The sequence below is a fragment of the Rhizobium sp. Leaf453 genome (assembly GCF_001425605.1).
GTDB lineage: Bacteria > Pseudomonadota > Alphaproteobacteria > Rhizobiales > Rhizobiaceae > Pararhizobium.
The window spans coordinates 121,138-134,853 of the sequence record NZ_LMRG01000001.1 but is presented as its reverse complement, the minus strand read 5'-3'; the positions used below and the strand labels follow the sequence as shown (position 1 = coordinate 134,853).

Annotated in this window: 14 protein-coding genes; 6 read left to right on the top strand and 8 right to left on the bottom strand. The window is 61.2% G+C overall.

Going from position 1 to position 13,716, the window contains the following annotated elements; translation table 11 throughout:
• Positions 1–60 precede the first annotated feature (60 nt).
• Entirely contained in the window at positions 61–1,878 is a 1,818-nt protein-coding gene (locus ASG68_RS00680) for a GGDEF domain-containing protein (RefSeq protein WP_062575989.1), read from the top strand.
• 114 nt (positions 1,879–1,992) lie between these two features.
• Here the strand turns inward: ASG68_RS00680 and ASG68_RS31025 are convergent, their stop codons facing one another.
• A complete protein-coding gene (locus ASG68_RS31025; protein WP_062575990.1) occupies positions 1,993–2,250 on the bottom strand; it encodes a DUF1344 domain-containing protein in 258 nt (85 codons plus the stop codon).
• Between the two features lie 325 nt (positions 2,251–2,575).
• Between ASG68_RS31025 and ASG68_RS00670 the strand changes: the two genes are divergently transcribed.
• Positions 2,576–3,574, top strand: a complete 999-nt coding sequence (locus ASG68_RS00670) for an NAD(P)H-quinone oxidoreductase (protein ID WP_062575991.1) — start codon at positions 2,576–2,578, stop codon at positions 3,572–3,574.
• Between the two features lie 282 nt (positions 3,575–3,856).
• Here ASG68_RS00670 and ASG68_RS00665 read toward each other — a convergent pair whose 3' ends face one another.
• From ASG68_RS00665 to ASG68_RS00655, 3 genes are all read right to left on the bottom strand, one after another.
• Positions 3,857–4,168 (bottom strand): type II toxin-antitoxin system RelE/ParE family toxin, encoded by a 312-nt coding sequence (locus ASG68_RS00665; protein WP_082499420.1) that lies wholly within the window; start codon positions 4,166–4,168, stop codon positions 3,857–3,859.
• 9 nt (positions 4,169–4,177) lie between these two features.
• The gene (locus tag ASG68_RS00660) at positions 4,178–4,456 is read right to left on the bottom strand and encodes a CopG family ribbon-helix-helix protein (protein ID WP_062575993.1); all 279 of its coding nucleotides are present in this window, start codon (positions 4,454–4,456) and stop codon (positions 4,178–4,180) included.
• Positions 4,457–4,530: 74 nt separating this feature from the next.
• Positions 4,531–5,268, bottom strand: coding sequence for a DUF3750 domain-containing protein (locus ASG68_RS00655; protein WP_062602636.1), 738 nt, complete (start codon positions 5,266–5,268; stop codon positions 4,531–4,533).
• Between the two features lie 74 nt (positions 5,269–5,342).
• Between ASG68_RS00655 and ASG68_RS00650 the strand changes: the two genes are divergently transcribed.
• A complete protein-coding gene (locus ASG68_RS00650; protein WP_062575995.1) occupies positions 5,343–6,347 on the top strand; it encodes an asparaginase in 1,005 nt (334 codons plus the stop codon).
• Between the two features lie 21 nt (positions 6,348–6,368).
• On the opposite strand, the gene ASG68_RS00645 is transcribed toward ASG68_RS00650, so the two are convergent.
• Positions 6,369–7,121: a DeoR/GlpR family DNA-binding transcription regulator gene (locus ASG68_RS00645; protein ID WP_062575996.1), complete on the bottom strand. Its 753-nt coding sequence runs from the start codon at positions 7,119–7,121 to the stop codon at positions 6,369–6,371.
• A 101-nt stretch (positions 7,122–7,222) separates the two neighbouring features.
• Between ASG68_RS00645 and ASG68_RS00640 the strand changes: the two genes are divergently transcribed.
• Positions 7,223–7,594, top strand: a complete 372-nt coding sequence (locus tag ASG68_RS00640; RefSeq protein WP_062576578.1) for a hypothetical protein — start codon at positions 7,223–7,225, stop codon at positions 7,592–7,594.
• 54 nt (positions 7,595–7,648) lie between these two features.
• Here ASG68_RS00640 and ASG68_RS00635 read toward each other — a convergent pair whose 3' ends face one another.
• Complete coding sequence (locus ASG68_RS00635) at positions 7,649–7,837, bottom strand: hypothetical protein (protein ID WP_062575997.1); 189 nt, start codon at positions 7,835–7,837, stop codon at positions 7,649–7,651.
• Between the two features lie 92 nt (positions 7,838–7,929).
• On the opposite strand from ASG68_RS00635, the gene ASG68_RS00630 reads away from it, so the two are divergent.
• Positions 7,930–8,832, top strand: coding sequence for a LysR substrate-binding domain-containing protein (locus tag ASG68_RS00630; protein ID WP_062575998.1), 903 nt, complete (start codon positions 7,930–7,932; stop codon positions 8,830–8,832).
• Positions 8,833–8,847: 15 nt separating this feature from the next.
• Here the strand turns inward: ASG68_RS00630 and ASG68_RS00625 are convergent, their stop codons facing one another.
• Both ASG68_RS00625 and ASG68_RS00620 read right to left on the bottom strand, forming a co-directional pair.
• Positions 8,848–9,513 (bottom strand): glutathione S-transferase family protein, encoded by a 666-nt coding sequence (locus ASG68_RS00625; protein ID WP_062575999.1) that lies wholly within the window; start codon positions 9,511–9,513, stop codon positions 8,848–8,850.
• A 102-nt stretch (positions 9,514–9,615) separates the two neighbouring features.
• A complete protein-coding gene (locus ASG68_RS00620; RefSeq protein WP_062576000.1) occupies positions 9,616–10,989 on the bottom strand; it encodes a TIGR03808 family TAT-translocated repetitive protein in 1,374 nt (457 codons plus the stop codon).
• 231 nt (positions 10,990–11,220) lie between these two features.
• On the opposite strand from ASG68_RS00620, the gene ASG68_RS00615 reads away from it, so the two are divergent.
• Positions 11,221–13,530 carry an EAL domain-containing protein gene (locus ASG68_RS00615; RefSeq protein ID WP_062576001.1) on the top strand — a complete coding sequence of 770 codons (2,310 nt, stop codon included), beginning with the start codon at positions 11,221–11,223 and terminating at the stop codon, positions 13,528–13,530.
• Positions 13,531–13,716: the final 186 nt, after the last annotated feature.

Here is a 13,716-nt window from a genome sequence, read left to right as displayed (position 1 = left end):
AAATTCAGGTCTGGAAGGCGATCTTCCGCGCGACCTTAAAGTCCGTCCCGGAGTTCCCGCATGTCCGCCGTCCCGAGTGCCGTCCCCGTCGAAATGCTGTCGCTCCGCCGCTTCGGCGACGACCAGATCGTCACGCTTGCCAAGCTGGCTATCGAAAACGCCTTCCAGCCGATCGCCGAGATCGCGACAGGCTCCGTCTTCGGTTACGAGACGCTGATGCGCGGTTTCGAGCGGCTGGGCTTCAAGTCGCCGATCGAACTGCTCGACAAGGCGGAGGAGGCGGGGCAACTGCTGGCGCTGGAGCACATGATCAACACGCGCGCCTTCGCCGGTTTCGCCGGTCTTCCGGATTTCGCGTCGCGCACGCTGTTCGTCAACTTCGATAGCCGGCTGATCGGGCTGGAAGGCGATGTGGTCGAACGGCTCGGCAGTCACCTGAAGCGGTCCGGCATTCCGCCGTCTTCGATCTGCTTCGAACTGTCTGAGCGTTTCGACAGCGGCAAGATGCCGGATTTTTCCAAGCTGGTGAAAAAGCTGCGGCAGGCCGGCTTCAAACTGGCGATCGATGATTTCGGCGTCGGTTTCAACGGGCTGAAGTTGCTCTGCGACCAGCCCGTCGATTATGTGAAGATCGATCGGCATTTCATTTCCGGCATCGAATCCAGTCCGCGCAAGCGCCATATCGTGCGCCATACGGTCAACACGGCGCATGTGCTTGGCACGCGGGTCATTGCCGAAGGCGTCGAGACCGAGGCAGAATTCGCCACCTGTCGCGATCTTGGCTGCGACCTCGTCCAGGGCTATTTCGTCGCCCGGCCGACAGTGCATTTCGCCGATCTCCAGCCCGCCTATCCGCATCTCGAACAGACGGCCAGCACCCGCCGGCAATCCACCTCGCTCGACAGCATCCTGATCCGCAAGCAGATCGAGCAGGTGCCGGCGCTGCGGGAGAACGACGATCTCGACTCGGTCTTCGAACTCTTCCGCCGCTCACCGCAGCGCAGCTTCTTCCCGGTAATCAATGCCAATGGCGAGCCGCGTGGCGTCCTGCATGAATATCACGTCAAGGAGATGATCTATCATCCGTTCGGCCGGGATCTGCTGAAGAACCATATCTATCAGCGGCATATCTCGCATTTCGTCAGCCCGGCGCCGATCGCCGACCTCGAGACGCCAGCCGATGAAATGCTGAAGATCTTTGCCGGCATGGATGGCAGCGATTGTGTCATCCTGACGGAAAACATGCGCTATGCCGGCATCCTGTCTGCCTCGTCGCTCCTTAAGATCATCGGTGAAAAGCAACTGAAGACCGCGCAGGAGCAGAACCCGCTCACCGGCCTGCCGGGCAATCGCGCCATTCGGGACTATGTGCAGGGCGCCGTGCTCGATGCCGACGAGGCGCGTTACTTCTGCTACTGCGATTTCGACAGTTTCAAGCCGTTCAACGATCACTACGGTTTCCAGAAGGGCGATCTGGCGATCTCGCTGTTTGCAGCCCTGATGCGCCGGCATTTCATCGGCGAGGAAAAATTCCTCGGCCATGTCGGCGGCGACGATTTCTTCATCGGCGTCAGCGGCTGGACGTGCGACGAGGTCGGCGCGGTGCTGTCTCGGGTCCTCTCCGAATTCAGCAACGATGTCCGCCAACTCTATTCGGCCGAACATCGCGAGGCCGGTTACATGACCGGTCACGGCCGCAGCGGCGAGGCGACCATCTTCCCGCTGATGCGCTGCTCGATCGCCGTTCTGATCCTGCCGGAGGGTTTTGCATTCTCCGATGCCCAAGCCGTCAGCGCCCGCATTGCGGAGATCAAGAGCTTGGCGAAGGAGAGCGACAACGGGCTTGTGTTCGAGACCTTTGGCGGAGAGGTCGACTGAACCGATCACCTCAAAAAGCGGCGGGCTGGATCCCATCATGGGGTCCAGCCCGTTTCTGCATGATCCCGAAGCGTCTAGCCGCGATCGGGTACGCTCATGCGGACGCTATGCGTGTCACTGCGCCAGCGTCACCGCCGTTGCCTGATGTTTCTTGCCGATCATTTCATAGGCGACCTTGACCTTTTCGCCGACCTTGATGCCGGGGTCCTTGAAGCTGGCCGGCAGCATGTAGCTGGTGCCGTCCTTCAAGGTGAGCGTCTGGGCCTTGGCGTCGAAGGCGCGGACGGTGCCGGTGGCGGTACTGGCCGCAAAAGCGGCTGACGAAAGGGAGATTGCGGAAATGAGGGTAAGCGAAGTCAGAAGAGCACGCATGGGTGTCGTCCTTGATATGGTCCAGTCATCGGGACCGATAGTCTGAAACCGTCCGGAGTTCGTCGCGTCGCGGCCTGGGGGAAGCCGCCGGCGTCTCCCGGTTTCGAGGACGAAGCTAGGCCCGGTTTTCTGCCGTTTCAAATTAAAGAAGTTTAATTTTCGGAAGGCTTTAGCGCGCGCAATTTTGCCATGATGCGGCGCAGCATCGCGCTGCTTCGCTGGGTTTTTGCCGCAATGTTTAAGGGGCTCCTGGCACAAACTTGGCTTTGCCGTTTGCATGCGGCGCGCTAGATAGTCGGCAACGAGAAAATCCAGGGAGAGTGCCGTGAGCCTGCCGACCGAAATGACCTATGTCGATCTTCCATCTCCCGGCGGGCCGGAGAAGATGGTGCTGGCGCGCGGTCCGCTGCCGGATCTGAAACCCGGAGATATCCTCATTCGCGTCGAAGCCTCCGGCGTCAACCGGCCGGATGTGTTGCAGCGCCTCGGTAATTATCCGCCGCCGCCCGGCGCGAGCCCGATCCTCGGATTGGAGGTCGCAGGTGAAGTCGTGGCGATGGGCGCGGGCGCGGAAGGCTTCATCGTCGGCGACAAGGTCTGCGGCCTCGCCAATGGCGGCGGGTATGCCGAGTTTTGTGCCCTGCCGGCAACGCAGGCCATGCCTTGGCCGAAGGGATACGATGCGGCCCGCGCAGCGGCACTGCCGGAAACCTTCTTCACCGTCTGGGCCAATGTCTTCCAGATGGCCGATCTGGTCGAGGGTGAAAAGATCCTCATCCATGGCGGATCGAGCGGCATCGGCACGACCGCGATCCAGCTTGCCCGGGCGTTCGGCGCTGAAGTCTTCGTCACCGCAGGCAGCAAGGACAAGTGCGATGCCTGCGTCTCGCTCGGCGCCAAGCGGGCGATCAATTATCGCGAGGAGGATTTCAAGGCTGTTATCCTCGAGGAAACCGGCGGGCAGGGCGTCGACGTCATCCTCGACATGGTCGGCGCCCCCTATTTTGACCGCAATATCGGCTCGCTTGCCAAGGATGGCCGCCTGTCAATCATCGCCTTCCTCGGTGGTGCCGTCGTCGAAAAGGCCAATATCGCCGCCATCCTCGGCAAGCGCCTGCATGTCATGGGCTCCGCCATGCGGCCGCGCACGGCCTCCGAAAAGGAGGCGATCCGCGATGATCTGGAGGACAATGTCTGGCCGCTGCTGGAAGACGGCGACATCGCGCCGGTCATGCACGCCATCGTGCCCTTCACCGAGGTGGTCGAGGCACACCGGCTGATGGAGGCCGGCGATCACATCGGCAAGATCGTCATGACCTTCTAAAGTCCAAGGCTGATGCCCTTGCAATTCGGCGAAATGGGACTACCTTTGAATCATGTTCAACGTAATGAAAGGAAGGTGGTCCAGTGTCTAATGAGATTTCGAACCTCGTAGCAGGCATGGGAATTGTGGTGGCAACGACGAGGCAGCCCTCGATCTGAACCAGCCTTCCTGCGGGTCATGTTCCAGCAGAACATGGTCCGGGCCTGTTACCTGGCCAAAACCTCATGGAGGGTCGCTGCGAAGCGGCCCTTTTTGTTTGTCTGGAGGGTCGTGAATGTTCGACTATTCCTTCTCCCCGGGATCGGCAAGCGTGCCCGGATCAAGAGGATAACGTCTGGCGCTGTAGATGCGCAGGATGAACACGACGTCATCAATGATCGTGTACGGAATTATAGACCCGTAACGCGGCTCGACGAGTTCGCGAATGTCCTCTCGCAGAGTCTTGCGGCCAATGACGGGATGGTCGGCAACAGGCCGGATTGTTTTGGATATCTGTGCCGCGACCGATTTGAAACCGGCGGGATTTTTCAGGCGAAGCCATTCCTTCAGATCGTCGAGGTCGCGCATCGCATGGGACGTGAACCGTATCCGCATCGGGCGGTTCTATCGCTTTGAAGGCTCGGGTCTGCCTTTTTCGCTGTCGCTGTCCCAACTGTCGAGCCAATCCAGCACATCGGCGCCGTCATAGGATTGCCCTTGCTTCGCATCGAGAACCGCGGCGTCCATATCCGTCAGCCAGCGAAGCTGGTTGTTGACATAGGTGTCGATGGCTTCATTGACGATGACTGCACGAGACCGTCCGGTTTTCTGCGCCAGCGAAGCGACCTGCGCCTCCAAGCTTTCCGGAAGCTCCACGATCTGACGTTTCAATGATTGCGTCATGTCTGTCTCCGCACGGGATTTCCAAGTCGATCCTATCACAATTTTTCAAAGTCACATCCCGCAAGCAGTCTGTCTTACACCCCGAACCGCCCCAGTGCCGGAACCTTGATCGCCGGGCGCATCACGTCGATGCCGGCCACAAGGCCCATGAAATGCAGTTCGAGACCGCTGCGTGCGCCGACCGAAACGCCGAGCAGGCCGTAGAGCGTCGCATGCGCGTCGAGCCCATCTGCATCGAGCGAAAACAGCTTGCCTTCCGGCAGGTAGTCGCGGCCCACGGCATCCGGCGGCAGCACGGTGCCGATTTCGGGCACGGACCGCAGCACATGGGCGACGAAGGTGTTGGAGTTCGGTCCCGGCCAGATGCGATATCCGCCCGGCTTTGAATAGGGGTAGGAGCGGATCGCCGCTTCGATCTTCGGGATCAGCCGCGTCGCCTCGTCGCCATGGATGGCGGTCACAAGATGCGGCAGGTTGGAATACCAGCGTGCATCGGCGGCATAGGCGTTGCGGCGGATCGGCGATCCCCAGCCGACCTTGTCATACCGGTTGTAGCTGTCATCGCCCTCCTGCTTGGTGACGATCCAGGAATGGCTGGCAACGGCCCCCTTCATGCCGCCGGTCGTGGCGGAGAAGACGTAGATGGCCGCTTCCCTGTTGTCCTGCGGCTTCGGCAGGATTCCCGTGGAAGACCAGTCTGCCTCCCGCCAGTTCGCCGGCCTGTCCTTGACATACCACCATCCGGCGGAGGCGAGTGCCGGCAGCAGGTAGACAAACAGGATGGCGAGAAACAGCCGTTTGAGAAATTTCATGGCGGGTCCGGGTTTTGCAAGATTTCGTCTTGCGATAAGACACTGCCGGAACTTGGATTTTTGAGGGCATAAAAATGTCGAACCCGGTACTTGTTGAAGTCACGCGCGGCAATCTCGTCGAAAGCCGCCATCGCGGCATGGTGATCGCGGTCGATGGCGACGGAAAGACCGTGTTTTCGCTCGGCGAGACCGATGCCGGCGTCTTCCCGCGTTCGGCCTGCAAGGCGATGCAGGCGCTGCCGCTGATGGAGACGGGTGCGGCCGATGCCTACGGCTTCGACAACCGGGCGCTGGCGCTCGCTTGTTCCTCGCACAATGGCGAGCGCGAACATGTAGAGCTTGCGGCCGCCATGCTCGCCGCTGCCGGGCGTGACGTGTCGACGCTGGAATGCGGCGACCACTGGTCGTTCGATCAGCATACGATCATCGATCAGGCCCGCACACTCTCGCATCCCACAGCGCTTCACAACAATTGCTCCGGCAAGCATGCCGGCTTCGTCTGCGCATGCTGCCACAGCGGCGAGGAAACGGCGGGTTATGTCACCTACGATCACCCGCTGCAGCGTGAAATCCGCGGCGTCATGGAAAACCTCACTGGTGCCGTTCTCGCGCACGACAATTGCGGCACCGACGGCTGCTCGATCCCGACCTATGCCGTGCCGCTCAAGGGTCTTGCCCACGGCTTTGCCAGGATGGCGACGGGCAGCGGCCTGGAGCCCCTGCGTGCCAAGGGCTCGAAACGCCTGATCGAGGCCTGCATGGCCGAGCCGTTCTACGTTGCCGGCACGAAGCGCGCCTGCACGCGGCTGATGCAGACAGCCCCCGGCCGCATCTTCGCCAAGACCGGCGCTGAGGGCGTTTTCTGCGCGGCCATCCCGGAAAAGGGCATCGCGATTGCGCTGAAATGCGAGGACGGCACTACCCGCGCCGCCGAAGCCATGGTCGCCGCCACGCTTGCCCGCTTTTTTACCGATGAACCGGACCTGCACGCCGCCCTGATGGCGCAGGCCAATCATTCGATGAAGAACTGGAACGGCATCCATGTCGGCGATGTCCGGGTGACCGAGGCCTTTGCCTGAGCCACGCCCGGTCTGAGACCGTCAAGCCTCAATGATATCGACGTGGCTTTGCCGGTAGGGGGCGATCCTGTCTTCGCCCAGCCCGGCGGGCAGGATCATCCTCGCCATGTCGCTGATGCCGGCGATGTGATGCGGTGAGACGGCGTCGAGCTTCTTATCCGTCAGAAGGGTGACGGTTTCGGCCGATTGGCCGATAATGGCGCGCTTGATGGCCGCCTCTTCATGGTCGCCGGTCGAAAGCCCGTGGACGGGGTGAGCGGCGGTCGCGCCGAGAAAGAAGATATCCGGCCGCAGCATGCCGATGGCAGCCAGAGCCGCTGCCCCGGTCGCGACCATGGAATGCTTGTAGAGCCGTCCGCCGATCAGGATTACCTCGGCCCGGTGCTTTTCCAACAGAGACGCAATCGCCGGGCTGTGTGTGGCGATCGTGATCGGCATCTCCCGCGGCAGCGCATGGACGATCTCCGCATTCGTCGTTCCGCCATCCAGGAAAATCAGTTGTCCGGCCCGCACCATCTGCGCCGCTGCCCGGCCAAGGCGCTTTTTCACGTCCGTTGAGATCGCCTGGCGGGTTTCCAGATCCGGCAGCGGTGCATCGACCGGCAGTGCGCCGCCATGCACGCGCTTCAGGAGACCGGCGGCAGCCATGTCGCGCAAGTCGCGCCGGATCGTGTCTTCCGACAGGTCCAGTTCCTGCGCCAGCGCGCCGGCAATCACCTGCCCATCACGTGCAAGCCGCTGCAAAATCAGCGCCCGCCTTTGTGTCGTCAGCATGCCTGTCTCCGTGTCATATCTTGACATTGCACGATATTGCATGATTTATCACGAAATATCCAGAATTATCTGGAGATTCGTGCAAATGTATGGAGCTGCACATGCTGATTTTGATTGCCGGTCCCTATCGTTCCGGAACGGGAGACGATCCCGCCAGGATGGCGGCCAACCTGAAACGGCTTGAAGCGCCGTCTCATGAATTGTTCAAGGCCGGTCATGTGCCGATGATCGGCGAGTGGGTGGCATTGCCGGTGTGGCATGCGGCCGGCGGCCGCGAGATCGGCGATGACCTCTATGAGCAAATCTTTCATCCGGTCGCTGGGCGGCTTCTGCAGCTTTGCGATGCCGTGCTGAGGCTGCCCGGTGACTCGAAGGGCGCGGACAACGATGTGCGGATAGCCCGCGAGCGCGGCATTCCTGTCTATTTCAGACTGGAAGATGTTCCGGGCTGCGCGGCTCTTTCGCCGGCCTGACACCTGTGATGACCCCGGCGTGCGTCACGCAGCGCCGGGGGGGCATCGCTGACATCAGGAGTAGCAGGTTGCGGCTGCCCGCACCGGCCGGGCAGGAAAGGGCAGGTCCCCCAGTTCGCGCGGATCCATCCGGGCAATGTCCGGATGTCGTAGGGGGTCGGTGCCCCAATCCACGGCTGTTTCGTTTCGGTCCCGGTCATCGGCCGTCAGGAACCGCTCAAGCAGGGAAAGCAGGTTGATCATGGCATCACCTTCGATGTTGTATGCCCCTACACTCTGCCTGCCACGGCTGCTTTTCAATTGAGTTTGCTGGGACGCTGCTATAGAAAAACTATATGAAACATCTCAATGCCGTTCATCTCAACGGACTGCGCGCCGTCGAGGCTGCCGGCCGCCTCGGCTCGCTGCAGGCGGCAGCGGATGAGCTTGGCGTCACGGTCGGGGCCGTCAGCCAGCAGATTATCAAGACGGAACGGCAGTTGGGCCGCGCCCTGTTCGAGCGCACCACCCGTGGGCTGGCGGCCACGTCCTTCGCTGAAGGTTTCCTGCCACGCTTGACTGGCGGTTTCGAAACGCTCGATCAGGCGGTCGCAACCGCCCGGCGGCGCGACGAGACGGTCCTGACCATTTCCGTGGCTCCGGTTTTCGCCGCCCGCTGGCTGGTCTGCCGGCTGGATCGCTTCGCGGAGAAGCATCCGGATATCAGCCTGCGCATCGATGCGACGACGGCCCTGGTCAATCTCGAAAATTCCGGCGTCGATCTCGGCATTCGCGTCGGCACCGGCAACTGGCCGGACGTCAAGGCGGAGCTGTTGCTGGAGCAGGAAGTCTTTCCGGTCTGTTCGCCCGCCATGGCGGAGGGATTGAAGACACCGCGGGACCTGCTCGATGTTCCCGCCGTGCTGGATGGCCGTTCGATGTTCAGTTGGGAAACGTGGCTGCGCGACGTCGGCCTCTCGGGTGAAGCGATGAAGGCACGCCATGTCTTCAACGAGGCCTCGCTCTGTCTGGACGCCGCCATTGCCGGGCAGGGCGTCATGCTCGCCTGGCAGACTCTGGCCGGTTATTCGATTATCGAAGGCCGCCTTGTCGTGCCGTTTCCGGTAAGGGTGAAAACCGGCTTCGGACACTATTTCGTCACGCCACCCTCGCGGCGTGAGACGCGAACGGTCACCGCCTTCAAGCAATGGGTGCGCGAGGAAATCGAAGACAGCATGCAGAAGCTCGGTTTCGCCTGAGCGCTCGCCGCCGGATCAAGCCTCCGCCACTTCCTTCTGCCGCGCCGCCATCATTCGCCCGAAGGCCGGGCGAGCGTGGCAGCGGACGAGCCAGTCCTTTACATGGCTGTATTTGTCGAGCAGATAGGTCTCGCTCATCGCATAGCGCATCACTTCCGCGAGGTTGAGATCGGCGACGGTGAAGCGGTTGCCGACCACGTAATCGCTAGCCTGCAGATGGGTGTTCAGGCGCGCCAAAGGCTTTTCCAGTCCCTGGACCGCGGCCGCAATGACCGCCTGTCCGTCCGGCGTCTTGTCGAGGGCATTGTCATAGGTCAGCACGATTTTCACGGAATGTGGCTCGACCTCCGTCGCCGCCCAGAGCGTCCAGGTCATCATCTCGCCTTCCTCGCGGACATCGGCGCCGGAGAGCGGACCGCCATGCTTGCGCGCGAGGTAGAGATTGTTGGCGAGCGATTCCGCCAGAACCAGTCCGTCATCCTCGATCACCGGGATGAACCCCATCGGATTGACCGAGAGAAAGGCCGCGGATTTGGTGTTGAGGGGCGCGCCGGGCGACAGCGGATCGGCAAGGCGTCTGGCCTGGATGACCGGCACGGACAGGAAGGGAATGCCGAGTTCCTCCGCCATCCAGTAGTTGCGCGATGCGCGTGAGCGGTAAACGCCGTAGATCGTCAGCATGGTCATTCCTCCTCGATCGATCGGCGCAGGGTAGGCGAGACAGAACGGCGCAAGAAGCGAATACCGGTGATATCAGCCATGAAATCTTTTGATGTTTTCGGCTCAGCTGACGCGATTGCCTGACAGGGTGAGATGCTTGAAGGCCTCGCTGCCGCTCTTCATCAGGTCGCCGGTGGTCTTCTCGTTCCAGCGATAGCCGAGGATGCCGCCGTCTTTCACGTCCTGGAACAGATTGTTGGCGATGAGCGCGGTGCCGGCCCCCTCGACCACCGTGACGTAGCAGCCGCCACCGACGCCGCGAACCAGGTTTCCGGTGACGACGACATCGCGCATGAAGGGTCCCCATCCCAGCATCAGCCCCCATTTCGGCGCGTTCTCGATCACATTGCCGGTGACGACCGTGTCGGCCTCGACCGCGATGCCGAAACCAAAGCCGGCACCATCGTGGATATAGGGGCCGTCGACATGCAGGTTGCGGATGATGTTGTCGTTGACCGTCGCGAGCCGCCCGCCCTCGTTGAAATTGCAGACGATGATGCCGTTGGCGGCGCCATCGATCAGGTTGCCGGAGATGATCGCGCCCTGAAAGCCGAACTCTGAATAGATGGCGGTCTCGCCCGAGCGCAGGCATTGATTGTCTGATATCTGCACATTGCTGGCGCTGTTGGCGCGAATGGCGGAAAAGGCGCAGTCGGAAATGTGATTGTCCGTCACCATCACGCCCGCGGCGCGGAAGATGTTGATGCCGTTGCCATTTTCCCCGGTGCCGCCATCCTTTGCCGAGATGCGGTAGACGCGGTTGCCGCTCACCATCGTGTTGTCTTCGCCCGTCTCCCAGCGATGGACCAGGATACCGCCATTGCCGCAGTCGAACACGGTGTTGCCGGTGATCGCCAACCTCTCGCTTTCCACCGCGTAAATGCCGGAAAAGGCAGCGCCGGAAATGCTGTTGTCCTCGATCCGGCCGCCGCAATGTTCGGCATTGATGCCGTGTTTTACAGAGCCGGTGATCGTGCAGTTGCTGATAGTAAGGTCCTTGACGGCGCGCAAGTTGAGAAGCCCCTCGACGTCGTCCGAAAGTGATTTGCCGCCCCCGTCGAAAACGAGGTCCGACAGGGTGAGCTTGCCGAGCCCTTCAGCAGTCATGAAGCTGCTAGCGCCCGCATGGATCAACCGCGTCCGGCCGGGGACGCCGCTCAGCCACAGATCGTCGGGTAGGACGATGCCGGCAACGAGGTAATCCCCGGCAGGCAGGAAAACCGGCAGGCCCTGAACGGCTGCATCCCGCAGCAGCCGGTTCATTGCCTGGCTTTGGTCCGCCACTCCGTTGGGAATGATATCATAGCCGGATATGTCGATCGTGCCACGCAACCCGTCGGTTTGCGGCTTCAATTGTGCGGCCATGGCGAGCCTGCCGGTGGCGGCGCAGAGGCCAAGCGAAGCGATCGAGGAGAGGAGCAAGCGGCGGGTGTACATGAGCAATCCTTTATGCTTGCCAAGCATAGATCGTGCCAATGCTTTGTGTATCGAAATGATACGAAATTTCAGCATTTCGCGATGGAATAAACGGAAATTGGCGGTGGAGGAAAGCATTATTCGGCCAGTTGCGAATACTGTCTTTAGGGAAGAATAACTTCTCGCTGCTAGAACTCGGGGTGGCAAAAGGCAAACGACGGTTTATCGACGCATCCGTCCCTGGAGGCTTGCTTGACGAAGAGCTTTGACCGGTTTCGAAGGGATGGCAGTGCCAGGATTGCCAGCAACGACGACACACAGCGCCTGATCGCCGCAAGCCAGCGCCTGGCTGCCGAAGTTTCCCGCATGTTCGCCCCTGAACCAGACATCGCCGATCGCCATTACTGGCTCGAGACGATGATGAACCATATTCCCGACTACATCTACGCCAAGGACCTCGAAGGACGCTTTCTCATCGCCAATCAGGCGACCGTTGTCGATAACGGTTTCGAGGAAATGCAGGATATCGTCGGCAAGACCGATTTCGATCTGCATCCGGCCGAAATGGTCGGCCACATGGCGGCGACGGAACGGCACGTCATGGAGAGCGGACAGGCGGTCTTCGGCATGGAGGAAAAGGCCTTTGTCAGCAAGGGCAAGGAGCGCTGGCTGATGACCTCGAAGGTGCCCCTGCGCAACAAGCAGGGTGCCACGATCGGCATCGTCGGCGTCTCCCGTGACATTTCCGACCGGAAGCGGACGGAACGGCTGCTTCTCGGCCAGGCGCGGCTGCTCGAAATGATCGCAACGAGCACGCCGCTCAATATCTTTTTCAACGAGCTCATTCTGATGATCGAGGCGCATCTGCCCGGGATCATCGGTTCGATCCTTTTGTTGTCGCCGGACAGGAAGCACCTGTTGACTGGCGCCGCGCCCGGCCTTGACGCTGCCTATTGCGCGGCAATCCACGGTGTGCCGATCGGCCCAAAGGTCGGGTCCTGCGGCACCGCCGCCTGGCGTGGCGAACCGGTCTTCGTCGAAGACATCATGACAGATCCACTGTGGGAGGACTTCGCAGCGCTCGTCCAGCCGTTTGGATACCGGTCCTGCTGGTCGATGCCGATCCGCTCCTACCAGGGAGAGGTGCTCGGTACCTTCGCCCTTTATTCCTGTGTTCCCGGCGTTCCGACGACGGAGCAGAGTGAACTGATCTCCATGGCCGCGCATCTCGCAGGCATTGCCATCGAGCGCCGCCAGTCGGAAGAGCGTATCCAGTTCATGGCGCATCATGACGCTTTGACGGGTCTGCCAAACCGCGTTCTGTTCGATGAGCGCGTCGCCAATGCTTTGCATCTGGCGAAGACGAGTGGCCAGTGGGTGGCGCTCGCTTTTCTCGATCTCGATAATTTCAAGCTGATCAACGACACGCTGGGCCACAAGGCCGGTGATGAACTGCTGCGCATCGTTGCGGCGCGCATGCTGGCTTGCGTTCGAAAGTCCGATACGATCGTCCGCGTTGGCGGGGACGAGTTTATCGTTCTCCTCAACGGGTTGCCGGCAGAGAGCGATATCTTTGTCTCCCGATTGGAAGAAATACGCGCGGCCATTGGCGCTCCGATGGTGCTCGACGGCCGCAGCCTTCAGGTCAGCTGCAGCATGGGTGTCGTCTGTTATCCCGATCATGGTCAGACAGCTACCGAACTGCTTGCCAACGCCGATTCCGCCATGTACCGCGCCAAGGAAGTCGGCCGCAACAATCTGCAGGTCTTCGATGCGGAAATGGCGGCCAAGGCGCATGAGCGGCTGCAACGGCACGAGGAACTGCGCGATGCTGTTACCCGCGGCGAATTCGTGCTGCACTACCAGCCGCAGATGAACCTCAAGACCAACAGGATTTTTGCCGCGGAATCACTCCTGCGATGGCAGCATCCGCAGCGTGGCCTGATCTCACCTGCTGATTTCATTCCGCTGGCGGAAGAGACCGGGCTGATCGTGCCGATCGGTGATTGGGTGCTGAACGAAGCCTGCCGCCAGAACAAAGCCTGGCAGGATGCCGGCCTGCCGCCGATCGTCGTCAGCGTCAACGTCTCGGCCCGGCAGTTCCGCGAGCGCAACTGGGCATCGCGCGTTGCGGCAGCGCTCGAGGACAGCGGGCTTGAAGCCTGCTATCTCGAACTGGAACTGACCGAGAGCCTGATCATGCAGGATGTCGGCAGCGCGATCGCCACCATGCACGAACTGGAGGCGCTCGGCGTGCACCTCGCCATCGATGACTTCGGTACCGGCTATTCGTCTCTCAGCGCGCTCAAGAGCTTTCCGGTTCGCCGGTTGAAGATCGACCGTTCTTTCGTCCAGGACCTTCCCGGCGACACCGATGACAAGGCAATCACTGGTGCGATCATCTCGCTGGCTCAGAAACTGCAGATGCAGGTCATCGCCGAAGGGGTCGAGACGCAAGCCCAGGTCGATTTCCTGCGGTCCAGCGGCTGCGACGATATTCAAGGCTATCTGATCAGCCGCCCGGTTGGCGCAAACGCCTTCGTCGCCCTGCTTTCGGCCTGAGCCCCCCGCCAGACATTGTGCTCTTTTTGCATCGGTCATTCCGTGTTGCGCTGCAACGGCGGAACCGGATTGCCGCAAGCCCCGTTCCAGCCGCAATTGCCATACTTGTGGCAGGGACCGGTGTTTCATCTCCGGATTGATGCCGCGTGGTCCCTGCCGCGTATCCGCCAATCCGCGTCAACGGAA

Coding starts and splice junctions, on each gene's coding strand:
- ASG68_RS00680 (WP_062575989.1), top strand. CDS start 61: ATGTCCGCCGTCCCGAGTGCCGTCCCCGTCGAAATGCTGTCGCTCCGC.
- ASG68_RS31025 (WP_062575990.1), bottom strand. CDS start 2,250: ATGCGTGCTCTTCTGACTTCGCTTACCCTCATTTCCGCAATCTCCCTT.
- ASG68_RS00665 (WP_082499420.1), bottom strand. CDS start 4,168: ATGCGGATACGGTTCACGTCCCATGCGATGCGCGACCTCGACGATCTG.
- ASG68_RS00660 (WP_062575993.1), bottom strand. CDS start 4,456: ATGACGCAATCATTGAAACGTCAGATCGTGGAGCTTCCGGAAAGCTTG.
- ASG68_RS00655 (WP_062602636.1), bottom strand. CDS start 5,268: ATGAAATTTCTCAAACGGCTGTTTCTCGCCATCCTGTTTGTCTACCTG.
- ASG68_RS00650 (WP_062575995.1), top strand. CDS start 5,343: ATGTCGAACCCGGTACTTGTTGAAGTCACGCGCGGCAATCTCGTCGAA.
- ASG68_RS00645 (WP_062575996.1), bottom strand. CDS start 7,121: ATGCTGACGACACAAAGGCGGGCGCTGATTTTGCAGCGGCTTGCACGT.
- ASG68_RS00640 (WP_062576578.1), top strand. CDS start 7,223: ATGCTGATTTTGATTGCCGGTCCCTATCGTTCCGGAACGGGAGACGAT.
- ASG68_RS00635 (WP_062575997.1), bottom strand. CDS start 7,837: ATGATCAACCTGCTTTCCCTGCTTGAGCGGTTCCTGACGGCCGATGAC.
- ASG68_RS00630 (WP_062575998.1), top strand. CDS start 7,930: ATGAAACATCTCAATGCCGTTCATCTCAACGGACTGCGCGCCGTCGAG.
- ASG68_RS00625 (WP_062575999.1), bottom strand. CDS start 9,513: ATGCTGACGATCTACGGCGTTTACCGCTCACGCGCATCGCGCAACTAC.
- ASG68_RS00620 (WP_062576000.1), bottom strand. CDS start 10,989: ATGTACACCCGCCGCTTGCTCCTCTCCTCGATCGCTTCGCTTGGCCTC.